Source organism: Pelomonas baiyunensis, from assembly GCF_043555935.1.
In the GTDB taxonomy this organism is placed as follows: Bacteria; Pseudomonadota; Gammaproteobacteria; order Burkholderiales; family Burkholderiaceae_C; genus Pelomonas; species Pelomonas baiyunensis.
This window is the reverse complement of sequence record NZ_JBIGIB010000007.1, coordinates 65345-83244: the sequence shown is the minus strand read 5'-3', so window position 1 is coordinate 83244 and position 17900 is coordinate 65345. Positions and strand designations below refer to the sequence as shown.

Sequence of the window (17900 nt, the reverse complement as noted above, 5' to 3'; positions counted from 1 at the left end):
GAAAACTACTTAATGGATGCCGGCATCCCTAGAAACATCGGCTAGCCTCTTGTGGGATGTCACGAATGGTCGCGCTCCACTGAACTCTGAGCATGTAGTTGAATAACGTTTGAGTCGCCGGGTAGGCGATTTGCGCGGCGTTTGCAGCGGCTTTGATCCGCATCAAGGGCGGCGCGGGCCACCTCGCCGAGCATGCGGCCGCTCAAGGGTTCGCCATGCTCGCTCCATTCAACACCGCTCAGTTCCTCCGCACCCAGCCGTTGTTTGCCGACGTGGACCAAGCGGCCTTGCAACGCCTGGCGGCCGCGTGCCGCCTGCTGCAGGTGAACCGGGGGCAGCCGGTGCTGTGGGCCGGCCAGGCGTGTGACGCGTTCTTCATCGTCGTGCGCGGTCAGGTGCGGCTGTACATGACGGCGCCCAATGGCAACGAGAAGGTGATCGAGATCGTCAACGCCGGGCAAGCCTTTGCCGAGGCGCTGGTGTTTCTGGAGCGGCCGTGCCCGGTGCACGCCCAGGCCCTGTGCGACGGGGTGGTGTTGCAGGTGCCGCGCCAGGCCTTGATGGCGGAACTGCAGCTCGACGCGCAGTTCGCGCTGCGCATGTTGTCCGGCATGTCGCGCCGCCTGCATGGCCTGGTGCAGGACGTGCAAGCCAGCGCCTTGCAGTCAGGCCAGCAGCGCGTGGTGGGCTACCTGCTGCGGGATGTGGACCCGGCCCAACCCGGCCCTGCGGTGGTGAGCCTGCCGGCGGCCAAGGCCACGGTGGCGTCCTTGCTGTCGATCACGCCAGAGTACTTCTCGCGCGTGCTGCACGACCTGGAAGACGCGGGGCTGTTGGCCATCGACAAGCGCGACATCCACCTGCGCGACCCCAACGCCCTGGCGCGCCACGTGGCGCACCCGGGCTGAGGCCGCGGCGGTCAGGGCAGGGCGAGCACCCAATCCAGCGCGGCCTTGAGGTCGGCGTCGGCCATCTTGTCGGTGCCGTGGGGCGGCATGGGAATCGGGCCCCACACGCCCTTGCCCCCCTTGCGGACCTTGTCGGTCAGCGTGGCGGAAGCGTCCTTCTGGCCTCGATACTTGGCCGCAATGTCTTTGAATGAGGGGCCGACAAGCTTTTTGTCCTGCGCATGGCAGGCCACGCAGCCGGCCTTGGCCAAGGCATCGTCGGGGCCAGCCCACGCCGTGCCCAGCGGGGCGAGTGTCAGCGTCAGCACGCTGGCGGTGATGAGTGCAATTCGCATGGTGTGTTCTCCTGGCCGATCTCCGCAGGGCTGCCGCCGGTGCCTTGACCGGCGGCAGCGGCCCTGGGGTCCGCCGATGGTCCGTCGACGGTCAGTAGATGTCGTGCTGGGTGTTGTTGACGTTGAAGTGGCCGGTGGGCGTGATCAGGCGCGGGTCCTTGATCACGGCCTTGAGCTTGAGCGTCTTGTCATCCACCACCACGAGGGCCGATTGCTTGTCCTTGGCCGACCAGACCGAGAACCAGACCTCGTCACCCGCCTTGTTGAACTCCGGCTGCACCACGCGCTTGGCGCCGTCGTCCGTCAGGCCGGCCCACTGGGCGATGGGCAGCACGGTGAAGCCCTTGTCCAGCGCCTTGATGTCGTACACCGCCACCGACTGGGCCACGGCCGAGTCGGGGTTGAGCGGCGTGTCCACATACAAGTGCTGGCTCTTGGGGTGGCTCTTCAGAAACAGCGAGCCGCCGCCCTGGCCCTTCAGCGTGGCCACCACCTTGAAGGCTTGCGCCGGGTGCTTGACGGGGTCGGTGCCGATCAGCGAGATCGTCTCGTCGCCCAGGTGGCCGGTGCTCCACACCGGGCCGAACTGCGGGTGCGTGAAGTTGGCGCCACGGCCCGGGTGGGGGATCTTGCCCACGTCGATGAGCTTGGCCAGCTTGCCTTCCTTCAGGTCCACCGCGGCAATCTTGTTGCTCTGGTTGGCGGCCACCATGAAGTAGCGGTGGGTGGAGTCCAGCCCGCCGTCATGCAGGAAGCGCGCGGTGCCGATCTCGGTGACCTTCAACGCATCGATGTTGCTGTAGTCCACCAGCAGCGTCTTGCCGGTTTCCTTCACGTTCACCACCCACTCTGGCTTGTAGTGGCTGGCCACGATGGAGGCCACGCGCGGCTCGGGGTGGTACTCCTGCTTGTCCACGGTGTTGCCGCGGGTGGAGACGATCTTCAGCGGCTCCAGCGTGTCGCCCTTCAGGATGGTGTACTGCGGCGGCCAGTAGCTGCCGGCAATCACCAGCTTGTCTTCAAAGCCCTTGTACTTGCTGGTCTCGACCGAGCGGGCCTCCAAGCCCACGCGCACTTCGGCCACGTTGTCGGGCTTCTCCATCCACAGGTCGATCATGTTGATCTTGGCATCACGCCCGATCACGAACAGGTAGCGCCCCGAGGCCGACGTGCGCGAGATGTGCACCGCATAGCCGGTCTTGACGATGTTGATGATCTGCTTGGTGTCGCCGTCGATCAGCGCCACCTCGCCGGTGTCGCGCAGCGTGGTGCTGAAGATGTTGTCGATGTTGAAGTGGTTCAGCTTCTTCTTCGGGCGCGCCTCGGGCGGCACGATGACCTTCCAGGTGGCCTTGGTGTCGGCCATGGAGTACTCCGGCGGGGTCGGCGGCTCGTGCTGGATGTAGCGGGCCATGACGTCGACTTCCTGCTCGCTCATCTCGCCACTGGTTTGCCAGTTCGGCATGCCGGCCGGGCTGCCGTAGGCGATGAAGACCTTGAGGTAGTCGGTGCCCTTGCCAATCGTGATGTCGGGCGTGAGCGGCTTGCCGGTGGCGCCCTTGCGCAGCACGCCGTGGCAGCCGGCGCAGCGCTCGAAGTAGATGCGGCGGGCCACATCGAACTCGGCCTGCGTCATCGGCGGGGCCTTGGGGTTGCGGCTCTCCACCATGGGCACGCCGGCCAGCGGTGAGGGGCCCGAGTGGTACTTCACATCTGCCGGCAGCACATCCTTCTTGGCGGCATCGGCCGAGGTCTGAGACAGCGCAGCCAGAGGCCAGGCGAACAACAGGCTGGCAGCCAGTGCGGCCACGCGGGGGAGGGCAGTTCTCATGAAAGCTCCTTTCGGTAGGGATGCCTGCATGCTTGCGACAGAGCGCCTTGCGATCCTTGAACCGGTTCAAGTTTTGCGCCCCGGTGCGGTGCGTGTTGATGTGCGTCAAACACGGTGCGAACAACACCGATCGGCCCCGCAGGCTTGAACTCGATCAAGGCGCGGGCGGCCCCGGCCCGCGACGCTGCCGGCCATGAACACCCCCCTTCCCCTTCCCCTTCCCCTTCCGTTCGGTGTGTCGGCACTGGCTGCGGCCTGCCTGGCCGGGCTCGCCGCAAGCCACGCCGCGCACGCAGCCGATGTCGAAACCCTGCCGCGCACTGTGGTCAGCGCCACGCGCCATGCGGTGCCGCTGGCCGATGCGCCGGCGGCCATCACCGTGGTTGACGCCGAGACCGTGGCCGAACGCGGCACCGACAACCTCTTGCAAGCCCTGCGAGTGGAGCCTGGCGTCACCGCCTTCGGCCGGCCGACGGGCGGGCGCAAGGCCTTGTCGCTGCGCGGCATGGACCCGCGCCACACCCTGGTGCTGGTGGACGGCCAGCGCATCGCCGCCAGCGACGGGCTGGTGGGGTCGTCCGACTTTCAACTGGACTGGACTGGTGCGGTGGACATCGCCCGCGTGGAAGTGGTGCGCGGGCCGATGTCGGTGCTGTACGGCGCCGAGGCGCTGGGCGGCGTCATCAATGTGATCTCCGAGCCGCTGACGGGCGAGTTGCAGGCCCGTGCCTTCGTCGAGGGCCGCAGTGGCCAGCACGGCGGCGACGGTCACCGGCTGGGCGCTGCGCTGCGGGGCAACTTCGGGCCGGCGCTGAACTTCGGCCTGTCGCTGAGCGACGCCCGCCGTGAATCCACCCCCACGGTGGCTGATGCGCGCATCACCGCCGTTGAGGGCCGGCAACCGCGAGAGGCCGCGCTGAAGCTCGACTGGAAGGCCGCGACAGGCCAGACCGTGGCACTCGACAGCCGCCACACTGACGAACAGCGATGGCTGGACGCCCGCGAGCGATCCGGCCTGAAGCGCTACCACCAAAGCCTGCACCACCTCGTGCGTGACCACCACGCCGTGCAATGGGACGGCGACTGGGGCGAAGGCCGCCAAACCCTGCTGCGCGCGTACGAAAACCGCCTGGCTGTCAGCAACGTCAAGACCAACGGCGTGGCCTCGCTGCGCCCCAACACGCTGACCGACCGCGTGCTCGAAGGCCAGGCCAGCCAACCCGTCGGCGCCACCCAATTGCTCACCACCGGCTTCGAGTTGCGCGACGAGCAGTTGGACAATGCCGGCCTGCCCGGCGGCCATGCCGGCGCCACGCACGCGGGCGTGTACGTGCAAGACGAAGCGCGCCTCAGCCCCACGCTGAGCCTCACCGCCGGCGCCCGGGCCGACCATGCCAGCCGCTTCGGCACCGAGGTCAGCCCGCGCATCTATGCGGTGTGGAAACCGGCGGCTGGCTGGGTGCTGAAGGGCGGCGTGGGCCATGGCTTCAAGGCGCCCACGCTCAAGCAGATCAACCCGGATTACAAGGAAGACGAAGGGCCCAACACCTACGTCGGGCAGGCCGGCCTGAAGCCGGAGACCAACGACAGCGCCGAGGCCACGCTGGCCTGGGACACCGCCGCGGCTGGGGCGTCGCTCACCGCGTACCGCAACCGCATTCGCCACCTCATCTTGCCCGTGCTGCTCAGCGGCACGCCGGCCAGCGGCACCTACCAGTTCCGCAACATCGACGCCGCCGTGCTGCAAGGCCTGGAGGGTGCTGCCGGCTGCCGATTCGGCAGCTGGACGGTGCAGGCCCAGGCCGGCCTGCTCAGCGCCCACGACGGCCACGGCGTGTGGCTGGAAAAGCGTGCCCGCCGCACCTGGGGTGTGCGCGCGGACTGGGCGCTAGGCCCCTGGCGCGCGGGCGGCGACGTGACCACGCAAAGCGGCCTGCGCCTGGCCTCCACAGTGGCCGGCCAGCCGCCGCAGGGCGTGCCCACGCTGACGATGCTCAATCTGCACGCCAGCGTGGCCCTGGGGCACGGCCTGACCCTGCGCGCCGGGGTGGACAACGCCACCAACCTGCGCCTGACTGTCAAGTCGCCGCTGTTCAGTTGGGAAGAATTGCCACGCAATGTGCGCGTGGCGCTGGAAGGGCGCTGGTAAGGGCCCGAAAACCACGCTGCTGCGACTACCATGGCCCTGAAGTCATCGACTGCAAGCCAGCCATGCGTCTGTCGGAACATGTTCTGAACCGTGCGGAGATCGAGAAATCGGGCCTGGGGCAACGCATCCAGAGCCTGCACAGCATCTTGCTGGCGCGTTACCCCTTCCTGGGCCGCATCGCGCTGGCGCTGTACGACCCCGAAACCGACCTGCTGAAGACCTTTGCCAGCAGCAACCACGGCGGCCCCACGCTCGTGCGCTACGAGGCCACGCTGGCCAGCGTGCCCGCGCTTCAACAACTGCGCCTCAGTCGCAGTGCCCGGGTGGTGGACGACATCGACGCCACCTTCCCGGTGGCCAGCGAGCACACCGGTTGGCTCAAAGCCCAGCACTACCGCAGCAGCTACACGCTGCCGATCTTTCGCGGGGAGGAGCTGTCGGCCTTCCTGTTTTTCGACTCCACCGAGCGGGCTGCGTTCTCGCCTGAGGTGACGCTGGTGCTTGACCAGTTCGCCGACATCATTGCCCAGCTCTACCTGCTGCGGCTTTCGGCCGTGCACCACCTGATTGGGGCGGTAGACATTGCGACGGGCCTCGCCCGCATCCGTGATGTGGAGACCGGACACCACCTGGAGCGCATGGCGAAGTACTCACGCCTGATCGCCCGGGGTGTGGCGGCGCAGTACGGCCTGAGCGACGAGACCGTGGAATACATGCACCTGTTCGCGCCGCTGCACGACATCGGCAAGGTGGGCATCCCCGACGCCATCCTGCTCAAGCCCGGCAAGCTCGACGCCGACGAATGGCGCCTCATGCAGCAGCACGTGGCGATCGGCGAGCAGTTGGTGGATCACATCATCAGCGACCTGGGCCTGGCCGGGGACGGGGCGGCCTTGATCATGCGGCAGGTGGTGTCCGGCCACCACGAGCGGGGCGACGGCAGCGGTTACCCGCGCGGGCTGGTGATGGCGGACATCCCCGTGCCCGCGCGCATCGTGGCGGTGGCCGATGTGTATGACGCGCTGTCGTCCGTGCGCCCATACAAGGCCGCCTGGGACGAGCCGGCCTGCGCGGCCGAGTTGCACAGCCAGGTGGCCCGCGGGCTGCTGGATGCCGCCTGCGTGGAAACGCTGTTGGCCGACGCGGCCGCCCGCCAGCACATCCGCGAGCAGTTCGCCGACTGAACCAGGCCCTCGGCGGCATGCGTCGGGTGCACATTTGAGGCGCCATGCCCCGCGACAATGCGGCCATGACTGCACCCGCCGACGTTGCCCAGCGCGCTGCCGCGCTGCGCGCCCAGCTGAATCACCACGCCCACCTGTACTACGTGCTCGACGCGCCCGAACTGCCGGACGCCGAGTACGACAAGCTGTTCGCCGAGCTTCAGGCGCTGGAAGCCGCGCACCCTGAGCTGCTGACGGCCGATTCGCCCACGCAACGGGTCATCGGCGCCGTGTTGCCGGGCCTCACGCCGGTGCAGCACGTGGTGCCCATGCTGTCCATCACCACCGAAACCGACACGACGGAAGGCGGCGCCATCGCCTTCGACGGCCGTGTGCGGCGTGAGTTGGGTCTGGGCGAGCTGGACCCGCCAGTGGAATACGCCGCCGAGCTGAAGTTCGACGGCCTGGCCATGAGCCTGCGGTACGAAAAGGGCGTGCTGGTGCAGGCCGCCACGCGCGGCGATGGCGAAACGGGCGAAGACGTCACGCAAAACGTGCGCACCATCGGCCAGATCCCGCTGCGCTTGCGCACGGAGGCAGCGCCTGCCGTGCTGGAAGTGCGCGGCGAGGTCTACATGCGGCGCGACGAGTTCGAGAAGCTCAACGAGCGCCAGCGTGAGAAGGGCGAAAAAACCTTCGTCAACCCGCGCAACACCGCCGCCGGCGCCATCCGCCAGTTGGACCCGGCCCTGGTGCGCCAACGCCCGCTGTGCTTCTACGCCTACGGCCTGGGTGAGGTGCAGGGCTGGGACATTCCGGCCACGCATGCCGGCCTGCTGGACGCGCTGGCCGCCTTCGGCCTGCCCGTGAACAGCGACCGCGTGGTGGCGCAGGGCCACGCCGGCCTTGTGCAGTTCCACCAGGCCATGGCGGCCAAGCGCGATGCGCTGCCGTTCGACATCGACGGCGTGGTCTACAAGGTCAATTCCCGCGCGCTGCAAGCCCAGCTGGGCTTCAAGACCCGCGAACCCCGTTGGGCCGTGGCCCACAAGTACCCGGCCCAGGAGCAGGTGACCACACTGCTGGCCATTGACGTGCAAGTGGGCCGCACCGGCAAGCTCACGCCCGTGGCGCGGCTGGACCCGGTGTTCGTGGGCGGCACCACGGTCAGCAACGCCACGCTGCACAACCTGTTCGAGATGCGCCGCAAGGGCGTGCGCGTGGGTGACAAGGTCATCGTGCGCCGGGCGGGGGATGTCATCCCCGAAGTCGTGGGCCGCGTGCCCGGCGAGCGCCCGCAGTACGTGCCCAACTTCCGCCTGCCGCGCGAGTGCCCGGTCTGCGGCACCGAGACCGCGCGGGAACGTGGCGGCATGGATTACCGCTGCACCGGCGGCGTGTTCTGCCCTGCACAGCGCAAGCAGGCGATGCTGCACTTTGCCGGCCGCCGCGCCATGGACATCGAGGGCCTGGGCGACAAGCTGGTGGAGCAGTTGGTGGACGCCGGCATCGTGACCAGCCTGCCCGGCCTCTACAAGCTGGGCGTGGCCAAGCTCGCAGCGCTGGACCGCATGGCCGAAAAGAGCGCGCAGAACATCGTGGACGCGCTGGAAAAGAGCAAGACGCCCACGCTCGCGCGCTTCCTGTTCTCGCTGGGCATTCGGCAGGTCGGCGAGACGACGGCCAAAGACCTGGCCCGCCACTTCGGCACGCTGGACAAGTTGATGGGCGCCAGCGTCGAGCAACTGCTGGAAGTGCCGGATGTGGGCCCCATCGTGGCGGCCAGCATCCACACCTTCTTCGCCCAGCCGCACAACCGAGAGGTGGTGGAGCAGCTGTTGGCTGCCGGCGTGACGCCGAAGGAAAGCGCGGGCGAGGCGGACGACCGGCCCCGCCCGCTGCTGGGCAAGACCCTGGTGCTGACCGGCACGCTGCCCACGCTCAGCCGTGACGAGGCGCAGGCCTTGATTGAAGACGCTGGCGGCAAGGTCAGCGGGTCGGTGTCCAAGAAAACCAGCTATGTCATCGCCGGGGAAGAGGCGGGCAGCAAGCTGGAAAAAGCCCGCACGCTGGGCGTGCCGGTGCTGGACGAAGCCGGACTGCAGGCCCTGCTGCAAGGGCAGCCCGCGTAAAGCGAGCGTCGAAAACACGCCTGGCGGCAGGCGGGGCAGCCTCGTCAGGCCTTGGCTGGCAGGCTCAGCAGCGCCGCCTTGGCCCACTCGGGTGTGGTCTCGAACAGGTGGTCGATGAAGGCCCGCGTCTTGGCCGGCATGAGCCTGCGGCTGGCGGTCAGCAGGTGCACTGGCAGGGGCTGGTAGCTCCAGTCCGGCAGCACCGGCACCAGGGTGCCGGCCGCCACATCCGGCGCCACCATGCCGAACGGGAAACTGGCGATGCCGCCGCCCGCGCGGGTCATGGACAGCACGAGGCCGATGGAGTTGGCCTCCAGCGGCCCCTTTTGCGTCACCTCGACCGTCTGCTTGCCGTTTTGCAGCGTGCGGTACATGCCCTTGGCCTGGCTCAGCACGACGAAGTCATGGGCTGCCAGCTCCGCTGGTGATTGCGGCGCGGGGCGCGCCTGCAGGTACACGGGGCTCGCGTACAGGCCGCGCTCCAGCACCATGAACTGGCGCGCCACCAGGTCCGGCTCGTCCACGGGCCCCATGCGAATCGCCACGTCGTAGGGCTCGTTGAAGAGGTCCACGCGGCGGGGTGTGGTGTCCAACTCCAGCTCCACCTTGGGGTAGCGGCGCACAAAGCGCGCAAAGCTCTCGGCCAGCACCAGCATGGCGAACTCCGCCGGCACCGACACGCGCAGCCGCCCCTGCGGCGTGGCCTCGCGGGAGGCCAGCCAGTGCCGGGTTTCGGCAATGTCGTCGTCGTGCCGCGCGGCGCGTTCGGCCAGTTGTTCACCCAGTTCGGTCAGCGTGAGGCGGCTGGCGCCGGGCACGAACAGCCGTGCGCCCACCGAGGTCTCCAGCGCCGTCAGCCGGCGGCTCAACGTGGCCTTGGGCAGGTCCAGCTGACGGGCCGCCTCCGACAGCGATCCCGCCCGGTGCACTTGGGCCAACAGCAGCAGGTCGTCGACTTTCATCTCGTTTTGTCTCGTTTCGTTTCTGGAACAGTGCGTTTGGAATTTGCGCCTATGCACCGCAAATGGAACTGTCTACAGTCGCGGCCACGATGTCAACGCCCCGTCTGCTTCAACCCCAAACGCACCGCATCGGCGCCGGCTTTTTGGCCGAAGGCTGGCGCGAGCCGTTGGCGCTGCTGGACCCGTTCATCATGGTGGACCACTTCCGCATGCGGGAGTCGGTGTTCGCCCCGCACCCGCACGCAGGCTTCTCGGCCATCACCTACCTGTTCGACGACTCTGCCACCGGCATGGTCAGCCGTGACTCGCTGGGCGGTGAACACGAGATCTTGCCCGGCGGCCTGCACTGGACGCTGGCCGGTCGTGGCGTCATGCATGACGAGTACCCGCTGGAGCCGGGCCTCGAAGCGCATGGCCTGCAGATTTTTCTGAACCTGCCGGCCGAGCAAAAGCTGCGCGAGCCGACGGTGATGCGCTGGCCGGCGGAGCAGATGCCGCACCGCTCCGGCGACGGCTGGCGCGCGGTTCAGGTGTTCGGCCCCCGGGCCGACGTCGCCTTGCCGTGGCCGGCGGCGCTGAGCATCGTGGACCTGGCCCCAGGCGCGAGCTACACGCCGGACCTGGCCGAGGGCGAGCAGGGCTTTGCCCTCGTCATCACCGGCGAGGGGCGCGAGGCCGGCGGCCTGCCGCTGTCGGTGGGCCGGGCCCTGAGCCTGCCGGCCCCGGGCAGCGCACGACTGCTGGCCGCGAGCCCCTTGCGGCTGGCGGTGTTCAGCGGCCGGCCCTTGCATGAGCCCCTGGTGCGCCACGGCCCGTTTGCGATGAGCGACGAAGGCCAGATCGTGGCCGCCCTGCAGCGATTTCAATCGGGCGGCATGGGCCGCCTCAGCCCCCGACCCCACCCCAAACACACCCAAGCCCCTTCAAAGGAAGCCTGACATGAACGCACCTCAAGACAACGCCGCCACCAAGAAGAGCGGCCCGCCCGTGCCCCTGCTGATCGTGGGCGCCTTGCTGCTGATCGGCGGCGTTGGCCTGGGCGGCCGCATGTGGTGGCGCAGCCAGCACCTGGTGGAAACCGAAAACGCCTTTGTGGCCGGGCGCATCCACCCGGTGGCCACGCGCGTGGCCGGCGTGGTGACCGAAATGCGCATGCAAGACAACGCGCTGGTGAAGGCCGGCGATGTGCTGCTGCGCCTGGACCCGGCCGACGCCGCCGTGCAGATCGAGCGCCTGAAGGCACAAATCGCACAGGCTGACGCCGCCATTGCCACCAGCGCTGCGCAAATCGCCCAGGCCAAGGCCCAAGCGGCCGCCACCGGTTCGCAGGTGGCCCAGGCCGAAGCCGTGCTGGCCCGCACCGAGCTGGACGCCAAGCGCAGCCAGTCGCTGTTCGGCGCCGAGCTGCGCGCCACCAGCAAGCAAGAGCTGGACGCCGCCCTGGCCGCCCGCGACGTGGCCCGCGCCGACCTGTCGGCCCGCAAGGCCAGCGCCGCCGCCGCCAAGGAAGCCGTGACGGCTGCCGAAAGCGCCCGCCTGTCGGCCCAGGCCCAAAAGGCCGCCACCCAGGCGCAGTTGAAGGACGCGCAGAACCAGCTGGGCTACGTGGAGTTGAAGGCGGCCAGCGACGGCCGCATCGGCAAGCGCACCGTGGAAGTGGGCCAGCGCGTGACGGCCGGCCAGCAGCTGGCGGCCATCGTCGAGCCCGAGACCTGGATCGTCGCCAACTTCAAGGAAACCCAGCTGGCCAAGATGAAGGTCGGCCAGAAGGTGCACGTGAAGGTGGACGCCTTCCCCGGCCAGGACTTGCTCGCCAAGGTGGACAGCTTCGCGCCGGCCTCGGGCGCCAGCTTCGCGCTGCTGCCGCCGGACAACGCCACTGGCAACTTCACCAAGATCGTGCAGCGCGTGCCGGTGAAGCTGGTGTTCGATGCCGACAGTCTGAAGTCGCTGGGCGAGGCGGCGAACCGCATCGTGCCGGGACTGTCCGTGCAGGTCGAGGTCGAGATCGCCGAGTAAGCGGCCATGGGCAACGAAAACTACCTCCCGCCGCCCCCGGGCGAGCGGGTCAGCGGGCGCACCTGGCTGGCCGTGCTGGCCAGCCTGCTGGGCGCCTTCATGGCGGTGCTGGACATTGCCATCACCAACTCGTCGCTGCGCGACATCCTGGGTGCGCTGTCGGCCACGCAGGAAGAGGGCAGCTGGATCTCCAGCGCCTACCTGGTGGCCGAGATCGTGGTGATTCCGCTGGCGGGTTTCCTGTCGGTGGTGTTTTCCACGCGGCGCTACCTGGTCTGGAACGTGGCGCTGTTCCTGCTGTTCAGCACCTTGTGCGGCATGGCCTGGAGCCTGGAATCCATGATCGCCTTCCGTGCGGCCCAGGGCTTCACCGGCGGCGTGATGATTCCGATGGCCATGACCCTGGTCACGCGCAAGCTGCCGCTGAAAAAGCGCCCCATCGGCCTGGCTCTGTTCGGCATGACAGCCACGCTCGCGCCCACCTTGGGCCCGACGATTGGCGGCTACCTGACCGAGCTGTACGGCTGGCCGAGCATCTTCTACATCAACTGGGTGCCCGGCGTGCTGCTGATGCTGGGCGTGTCCATCGGCCTGGAGAAGGAGCCGATGAACCTGAAGCTGCTGCGGGATGTGGACTGGTGGGGCATCGCCTTCATGGCCATTGGCCTGGGTTCGCTCACCGCCATGCTGGAAGAAGGCAACGCCAAGGACTGGTTCCAGAGCCGCTTCATCATCACGGCGGCCGTGCTGGCCATCGGCGGCATCTATGGCTGGGCCTGGCGCGGGCTCACGCGCAAGAACACCTTCATCGACCTGCACATCCTCGGGCGGCCCAGCTTCCTGATCGCTGGCGTGATCGCGTTCACCACGGGCATGGGCCTCTACGGTTCAGCGTTCATCCTGCCGCTGTATCTGGGCCAGATCGCCAACTACACGCCCATGCAGATCGGTCTGGTCATCATGTGGATGGGCCTGCCGCAGCTGTTCATCATGCCGTTCGCGGCCAAGCTCTCCACCAAGCTGGACAACCGGGTGATGATGAGCCTGGGGCTGATCCTGTTCGCCACGTCGTGCTTCATGAACACCCACATGAGCGCCGACACGGCCGGGCCGGAGCTGATTGCCGCGCAGGTGGTGCGCGCCCTCGGTCAGCCGCTGATCATGATCACGCTGACGAACTTCGCGGTGAGCGGCATTCCGCCCAACCTGCTGCCCAGCGCGTCGGGCATGTTCAACATGATGCGCAACCTGGGCGGCTCGGTCGGCATTGCCACGCTGGCCACGCTGCTGACCAACCGCGAGCACCTGCACAGCGCCCGCATCGGCGAGGCGGTGACGATGTACGACCCCGCCACGCAAACGCGCCTGGACACGCTGGCCCAGAACTTCGCGAGCAAGGGCTTTGACCTCACCACCGCGCAAGACATGGCCGCCAAAGCGCTGGACAACGTGGTGCGCCGCGAGAGCTTTGTGATGGCCTACAACGATGCCTTCCTCATCCTGGGCATCGCACTCATCAGCTGCGTGGCCATTGTGTGGATGAGCAAGAAAGTGATGGGCGGTGCGGCCTCGGCCGAAGCCGCCCACTGACTTCCCCCGACATGCTGTGCGTGCCCCCTCGCGGGGCGCTGCCAGCGGGCCGGCGAAGCCGGTTCCGCGGCACCTGCTGGATCGAACGCTCTGATTCGGAGATCGACATGAATGCCAAGTTTCTTCTGACCCTGACCCTCTCCGCGGCCCTGGCCGCCTGCACGACGTTGGGCCCCAACTACCAGGCGCCCGCCGCCAACGCACCGGCCGCCTACCGCGCACCGGCTGCGACAGCGGGTGCCGAGCTGCAACGCGACTGGTGGCTGATGTTCGGCGACGCGCAACTCAACGCGCTGCAAGCCCAGGCCCTGCAAGCCAGCCCGACGCTGGCCGCCGCCGCCGCCCGCGTGCAGCGTGCCCGTGCGGTGTTCGGCGCCACCCGGGCCGATGAGCTGCCCCGCGTGGACGTGGGCGCCAACGCTGGCGGCCTGCGCACTTCGGGCCGTGCCACCACCACGCCGGTGCTGCAAGGCCACCCCGTGGTGTTTGACGGCGAAACCTTCGGCCTGTCGGCCAGCATTGGCTGGGAGCTGGACCTGTGGGGCCGCGTGAAGCGCCAAGCCGAGTCGGCCCAAGCGCAGCTGGACGCCTCGACGCTGGACGCTGCGGCCGCCCGCGTGGCGCTGACGGCCGATGTGGCGGCCGCCTACTGGCAGTGGCGCGCGCTGGCCGATGAAGCCGCCGCGCTGCAACGCCTGCGCGACAGCCGGGCCCAGGCCTTCCGCGTGGCGCAAACGCGGTTTGATGCGGGTGCCTCCACCACGCAAGACCTGGAGCGCGTGCGCGCCGAACTCGCCGCGGCCGATGCCGACGTGGCCGACCTGCCGCGCCGCCAGGCTTTGGTGATGAACCAACTGGCTGCGCTCACCGGCCAGCCCGCGTCGGAGCTGAAGTTGCAGGCCACGGGCACCTTGCCGCTGCCGCCCGCCATTCGCGCCGGCCTGCCGTCGGAGCTGCTGCAGCGCCGCCCGGATCTGGCGCAAAGCCTGGCCCAGTTGCACGCGGCCACGGCGCAGGTCGGCATCGCCGAAGCGGCGTTCTACCCGTCCATCCGCCTGACCGGCAGCTTCGGCTACTCCAGCGAAGACCTGGGCTCGCTGCTGTCGGCGCCGGCACGCCTCTACAACGTCGGCCCCAGCCTTTCGCTGCCGCTGTTCGAGGGCGGCCGCAACAAGGCCAACCTCGCAGCCAGCAAGGCGGCCGTGGAAGAGTCGCTCGCCGCGTTCCGCGGTCGCATGCTGCAGGCGCTGCGCGAGGTGGACGATGCGCTGGCCGAACTGCAAGGCCGCGCTGCGACGATGGACGCCCAGAACCGCACCCTGGCCTCCAGCAGCCAGGCCTTGGCCGTGGCCAAGAGCCGGTACGACAAGGGCGCCGTCAGCTACCTGGACGTGACCGAGGCCGAGCGCACCCCGTTGGCCACCGAGCGCGCCTTGGCCCAGCTGCGCGGCGCGCAGTGGGCGGCCACGGCCCAACTCGTGAAGGCCCTGGGCGGCGGCTGGGCGCCGGCTACAGGCGGTTGAGCCCGGTGAATCGAGCCGTGCGGCTGCAATACTCGGGCTCCCGCAAGGAGGCCCTCCCGATGAAAGCAGCTGCTGCCCTGAGCCTGTCACTCGCCCTGCTGTGGCCCGCCATGCCGAGCGTGGCGGAACCCGCGCCGCGCATCGAACTCGCGCAGTTGGAAACCATGTTCGCCAACATGCGCGCCCGCACGCCGTGGAACGTGGATGGCCCCTTGCTCTGGGGCTATTTCTTCTTCGATGCCGACGCCGCCAAGCTGCGCAGCCTGTCCGCTGAACTGCGCAGCCAGGGCTACAAGCTGGTGGCCTTGAGCCCCGTTGAGGGGCAAGCGCTGCACCGACTGCATGTCGAGAAGGTGGAAGCCCACACCCCGCAGTCGCTGCACCAGCGCAACCAGCAGCTGGAGGCGCTGGCGGCCAAGTTCGGCGTGGCGTCTTACGACGGCATGGACGTGGGCCCCGTGGTGCCGGCCCGCTGATCGGCGTTCACCCGATCAGGCGCTCAGACGCTCAGGCGCGCATCAGCGCCAGCACAGCATCTGCCATGCGGCCCGCCGCGCCGCGGTGCGCCGCTGAAAAGGCCAGCGCCTGCTGGCCCATGGCGGCGCGGTCGCCTGCGTTGGCACACAAGCCCAGCCCCGCTTGCATCGCCTCGGCGAGCGACGCGTAACGGCGTGCGGCGCCCGCGGCCACGGCCAGGTCGGTGGCTTCCGCGAAATTGAAGGTGTGCGGCCCGGTCAGCACCGGGCAGCCGCAGGCTGCAGCTTCAATCAGGTTCTGCCCACCCAGGGGCTCGAAGCTGCCGCCCAGCAAGGCGACTGTCGCCAGGCCGTAGTACAGCGGCATCTCGCGCATCGAGTCGCCCAGCCAAACATCGGCCGCCAGCGCCTCGGACTGCGGCAAGTCGGTCCAGCCACTGCGCCGTGCGAGCTTCAGCCCGGTGGCTTCGATCAGGCCGGCAATCTCGTCGAAGCGTTGCGGGTGGCGCGGCACGATGGCCAGCAGCGGGCGGTTCGCGGCGGGTGGGGCGGCGGGTGTGGCCTGCTGCCGCCAGGCGTCCAGCAAGGTTTGCTCCTCGCCCTCGCGGCTGACCGCCAGCATCAGCACCGGTCGGCCCACGGCAGCGGCCCAGGCCTGGCCGCGCGCGATCAAGGCCGGATCCACGGCCATGTCGTACTTGAGGTTGCCTGCCACCACCACGCGCGCCGTGCCCATGGCGCGGATGCGCTCGGCGTCCGCCTCGGTCTGGGCCAGCGCCAACGTCATGCGCTGGGCCGCGGGGCGCAGCAGGGCGGCAAAGCGCCGGCCTTGGCGCAGGCTTTTTTCGGACAAACGGGCATTGGCCAGCACCATCTTGACGCCCGCCGCCTCGGCCTCGCGCTGCAACGTTGGCCACACCTCGGTTTCCATCAGCACGCCGAGCCGCGGCTGCCAGTGCCGCAGGAAGCGGCGCACCGCGCCCGGCGTGTCGTACGGCAGCCAGGCAAGGGCATCGCCCTCGCGCAGCAGGGCCTGCGCGGCCTCGCGCCCAGTGGCGGTGGACTGGGTCAGCAGGATGCGCAGCCCCGGCTCTCGCTCCCGCAGCGCAGCAATCAACGCGCTGGCAGCGCGCGTCTCGCCCAGCGATACGGCGTGAATCCACAGCCGGCCGGGGTCGGTGGGGCCGCTGAAAAAGCCAAGCCGCTCAACCAGCGCCTGCCGGTAGAGCGGCTCTTGCTTGCCGCGCCGCCACAGGCGCAGCAGGTAGAACGGGGTCAGCAGCCGCAGCAGCGCGGCATAGACCCAGAGCGCCATCAGTGGCCTGCCGCGAACGTGGCGTCGGGCTTCACACGCTTGAGTTGCGCCAGCACGTCGTGCTGGATGCGCTCCAGCGCCTCGGGCGTGTGGCCCTCGAAGCGCAGCACCAGCACCGGCGTGGTGTTGGACGGGCGGATCAGGCCGAAGCCGTCGGCGTACTCGAAGCGCATGCCGTCGATGGTGTTGATTTCCAACGCGCCGGGCAGGTCGGCCAGGGTCACCAGCTCCTTGAGCTTCTTGACGACTTCGTGGTGCTCGCCTTCGGCGCAGGGCACGTTGATTTCCGGCGTGTTGAAGCTGTTGGGCAGGGCCTTGAGCACGGCGCTCGGGTCCTTGGCGCGCGACAGGATCTCCAGCATGCGGCCGGCGGTGTACATCGCGTCGTCGAAACCGTACCAGCGCTCGCTGAAGAAGATGTGGCCCGACAGTTCACCCGCCAGCGGGGCGCCGGTTTCCTTCAGCTTGGCCTTGGCCAGCGAGTGTCCGGTCATCCACATCAGCGGCTTGCCGCCGTGCTTCTTGATCCACGGGGCCAGGCGCTGCGTGCACTTGACGTCGAAGATGATCTGCGCGCCCTTGTTGCGCTTCAGGATGTCGGCGGCCAGCAGCATGATCTGGCGGTCGGGCATGATCATTTCGCCATCGGCGGTCACGATGCCCAGGCGGTCGCCGTCACCGTCGAACGCCAGGCCCAGCTCGGCGCCGGTGGCGTGCACGATGCGCTTGAGGTCTTCCAGGTTCTCGGGGCGCGACGGATCGGGATGGTGGTTGGGGAAGTCACCGTCGACCTTGGAATAGATGTCGATGACCTCGCAGCCCAGCGCCCGCAGGATGGCCGGGGCCGACGCACCGGGGATGCCGTTGCCGCTGTCCACCACCACCTTCATCGGGCGGGCCAGCTTGCAGTCGCCCACGATGCGGGCGGCGTACTCGGCGCCGATGTCCATCTTGGCCACGCGGCCCTTGCCCTTGGCGTAGTCCTCGGCCTCGATGCGGCGCTTCAGGCCCTGGATCTGTTCACCGTACACGGCGGCGCCCTTGAGCACCATCTTGAAGCCGTTGTAGTCCTTGGGGTTGTGGCTGCCGGTCACCTGGATGCCGGAGTTGCAGCCGTGCGCGCCGCGCGTGGCGGCCACGTAGTACAGCATCGGGGTGGTCACCGCGCCGATGTCCACCACGTCCAGGCCGGTGGACTTCAGGCCGCGCACCAGCGCAGCCACGAGACCCGGGCCCGACAGGCGGCCGTCACGGCCCACGGCCACAGCCTTCTCGCCAGCGGCCTTGGCTTCGGTGCCGAAGGCGCGGCCCAGATGCTCGGCGAGCTCCTCGTTCAAGGTCTGGCCGACGACGCCACGGATGTCGTAAGCCTTGAAGATGGATGCGTGAACCTGCATGAATGCCTCGAATGGTCGGGTTTGAAAAGCGGGCCGGATTGTAGGCAGCGGGTTTGACGATTCGTTCGTCGGCCGTGCTGTCGATTCGTCGCTGTAACCG

Annotated in this window: 14 protein-coding genes; 9 read left to right on the top strand and 5 right to left on the bottom strand. The window is 68.6% G+C overall.

Annotated elements, in window-relative coordinates; genetic code table 11:
* The first annotated feature begins 215 nt into the window (after positions 1 to 215).
* Positions 216 to 908: a Crp/Fnr family transcriptional regulator gene (locus tag ACG01O_RS20720; protein WP_394387338.1), complete on the top strand. Its 693-nt coding sequence runs from the start codon at positions 216 to 218 to the stop codon at positions 906 to 908.
* Between the two features lie 11 nt (positions 909 to 919).
* Here the strand turns inward: ACG01O_RS20720 and ACG01O_RS20715 are convergent, their stop codons facing one another.
* Positions 920 to 1243 (bottom strand): c-type cytochrome, encoded by a 324-nt coding sequence (locus ACG01O_RS20715; RefSeq protein WP_394387336.1) that lies wholly within the window; start codon positions 1241 to 1243, stop codon positions 920 to 922.
* A gap of 91 nt (positions 1244 to 1334) precedes the next feature.
* Positions 1335 to 3074, bottom strand: coding sequence for a cytochrome D1 domain-containing protein (locus ACG01O_RS20710; protein ID WP_394387334.1), 1740 nt, complete (start codon positions 3072 to 3074; stop codon positions 1335 to 1337).
* 193 nt (positions 3075 to 3267) lie between these two features.
* Here ACG01O_RS20710 and ACG01O_RS20705 point away from each other — a divergent pair, with 193 nt between their 5' ends.
* The 3 genes from ACG01O_RS20705 (at position 3268) to ligA (ending at position 8518) form a co-directional block, all read left to right on the top strand.
* A complete protein-coding gene (locus tag ACG01O_RS20705; protein ID WP_394387332.1) occupies positions 3268 to 5223 on the top strand; it encodes a TonB-dependent receptor plug domain-containing protein in 1956 nt (651 codons plus the stop codon).
* Between the two features lie 62 nt (positions 5224 to 5285).
* Positions 5286 to 6407 (top strand): HD-GYP domain-containing protein, encoded by a 1122-nt coding sequence (locus tag ACG01O_RS20700; protein ID WP_394387330.1) that lies wholly within the window; start codon positions 5286 to 5288, stop codon positions 6405 to 6407.
* A gap of 65 nt (positions 6408 to 6472) precedes the next feature.
* Positions 6473 to 8518 (top strand): NAD-dependent DNA ligase LigA, encoded by a 2046-nt coding sequence (gene ligA, locus ACG01O_RS20695; protein ID WP_394387328.1) that lies wholly within the window; start codon positions 6473 to 6475, stop codon positions 8516 to 8518.
* Between the two features lie 44 nt (positions 8519 to 8562).
* On the opposite strand, the gene ACG01O_RS20690 is transcribed toward ligA, so the two are convergent.
* Positions 8563 to 9480 (bottom strand): LysR family transcriptional regulator, encoded by a 918-nt coding sequence (locus tag ACG01O_RS20690; RefSeq protein ID WP_394387326.1) that lies wholly within the window; start codon positions 9478 to 9480, stop codon positions 8563 to 8565.
* Positions 9481 to 9569: 89 nt separating this feature from the next.
* On the opposite strand from ACG01O_RS20690, the gene ACG01O_RS20685 reads away from it, so the two are divergent.
* The 5 genes from ACG01O_RS20685 to ACG01O_RS20665 all read left to right on the top strand — a co-directional run bounded on the left by ACG01O_RS20685 (position 9570) and on the right by ACG01O_RS20665 (position 15088).
* Positions 9570 to 10418, top strand: coding sequence for a pirin family protein (locus ACG01O_RS20685; protein ID WP_394387325.1), 849 nt, complete (start codon positions 9570 to 9572; stop codon positions 10416 to 10418).
* Between the two features lies 1 nt (position 10419).
* Positions 10420 to 11499, top strand: a complete 1080-nt coding sequence (locus ACG01O_RS20680; protein ID WP_394387324.1) for an HlyD family secretion protein — start codon at positions 10420 to 10422, stop codon at positions 11497 to 11499.
* 6 nt (positions 11500 to 11505) lie between these two features.
* Entirely contained in the window at positions 11506 to 13089 is a 1584-nt protein-coding gene (locus ACG01O_RS20675; RefSeq protein ID WP_394387322.1) for a DHA2 family efflux MFS transporter permease subunit, read from the top strand.
* 107 nt (positions 13090 to 13196) lie between these two features.
* On the top strand, positions 13197 to 14612 hold the full coding sequence (locus ACG01O_RS20670) for an efflux transporter outer membrane subunit (protein WP_394387320.1): 1416 nt from the start codon (positions 13197 to 13199) through the stop codon (positions 14610 to 14612).
* A gap of 59 nt (positions 14613 to 14671) precedes the next feature.
* On the top strand, positions 14672 to 15088 hold the full coding sequence (locus tag ACG01O_RS20665) for a ribonuclease E inhibitor RraB (RefSeq protein ID WP_394387318.1): 417 nt from the start codon (positions 14672 to 14674) through the stop codon (positions 15086 to 15088).
* Between the two features lie 31 nt (positions 15089 to 15119).
* Here the strand turns inward: ACG01O_RS20665 and ACG01O_RS20660 are convergent, their stop codons facing one another.
* Entirely contained in the window at positions 15120 to 16403 is a 1284-nt protein-coding gene (locus ACG01O_RS20660; protein ID WP_394387316.1) for a 3-deoxy-D-manno-octulosonic acid transferase, read from the bottom strand.
* Positions 16403 to 17800, bottom strand: coding sequence for a phosphomannomutase/phosphoglucomutase (locus ACG01O_RS20655; RefSeq protein ID WP_394387315.1), 1398 nt, complete (start codon positions 17798 to 17800; stop codon positions 16403 to 16405). Before ACG01O_RS20655 ends, ACG01O_RS20660 begins: the two co-directional genes overlap by 1 nt.
* Between the last annotated feature and the right edge of the window lie 100 nt (positions 17801 to 17900).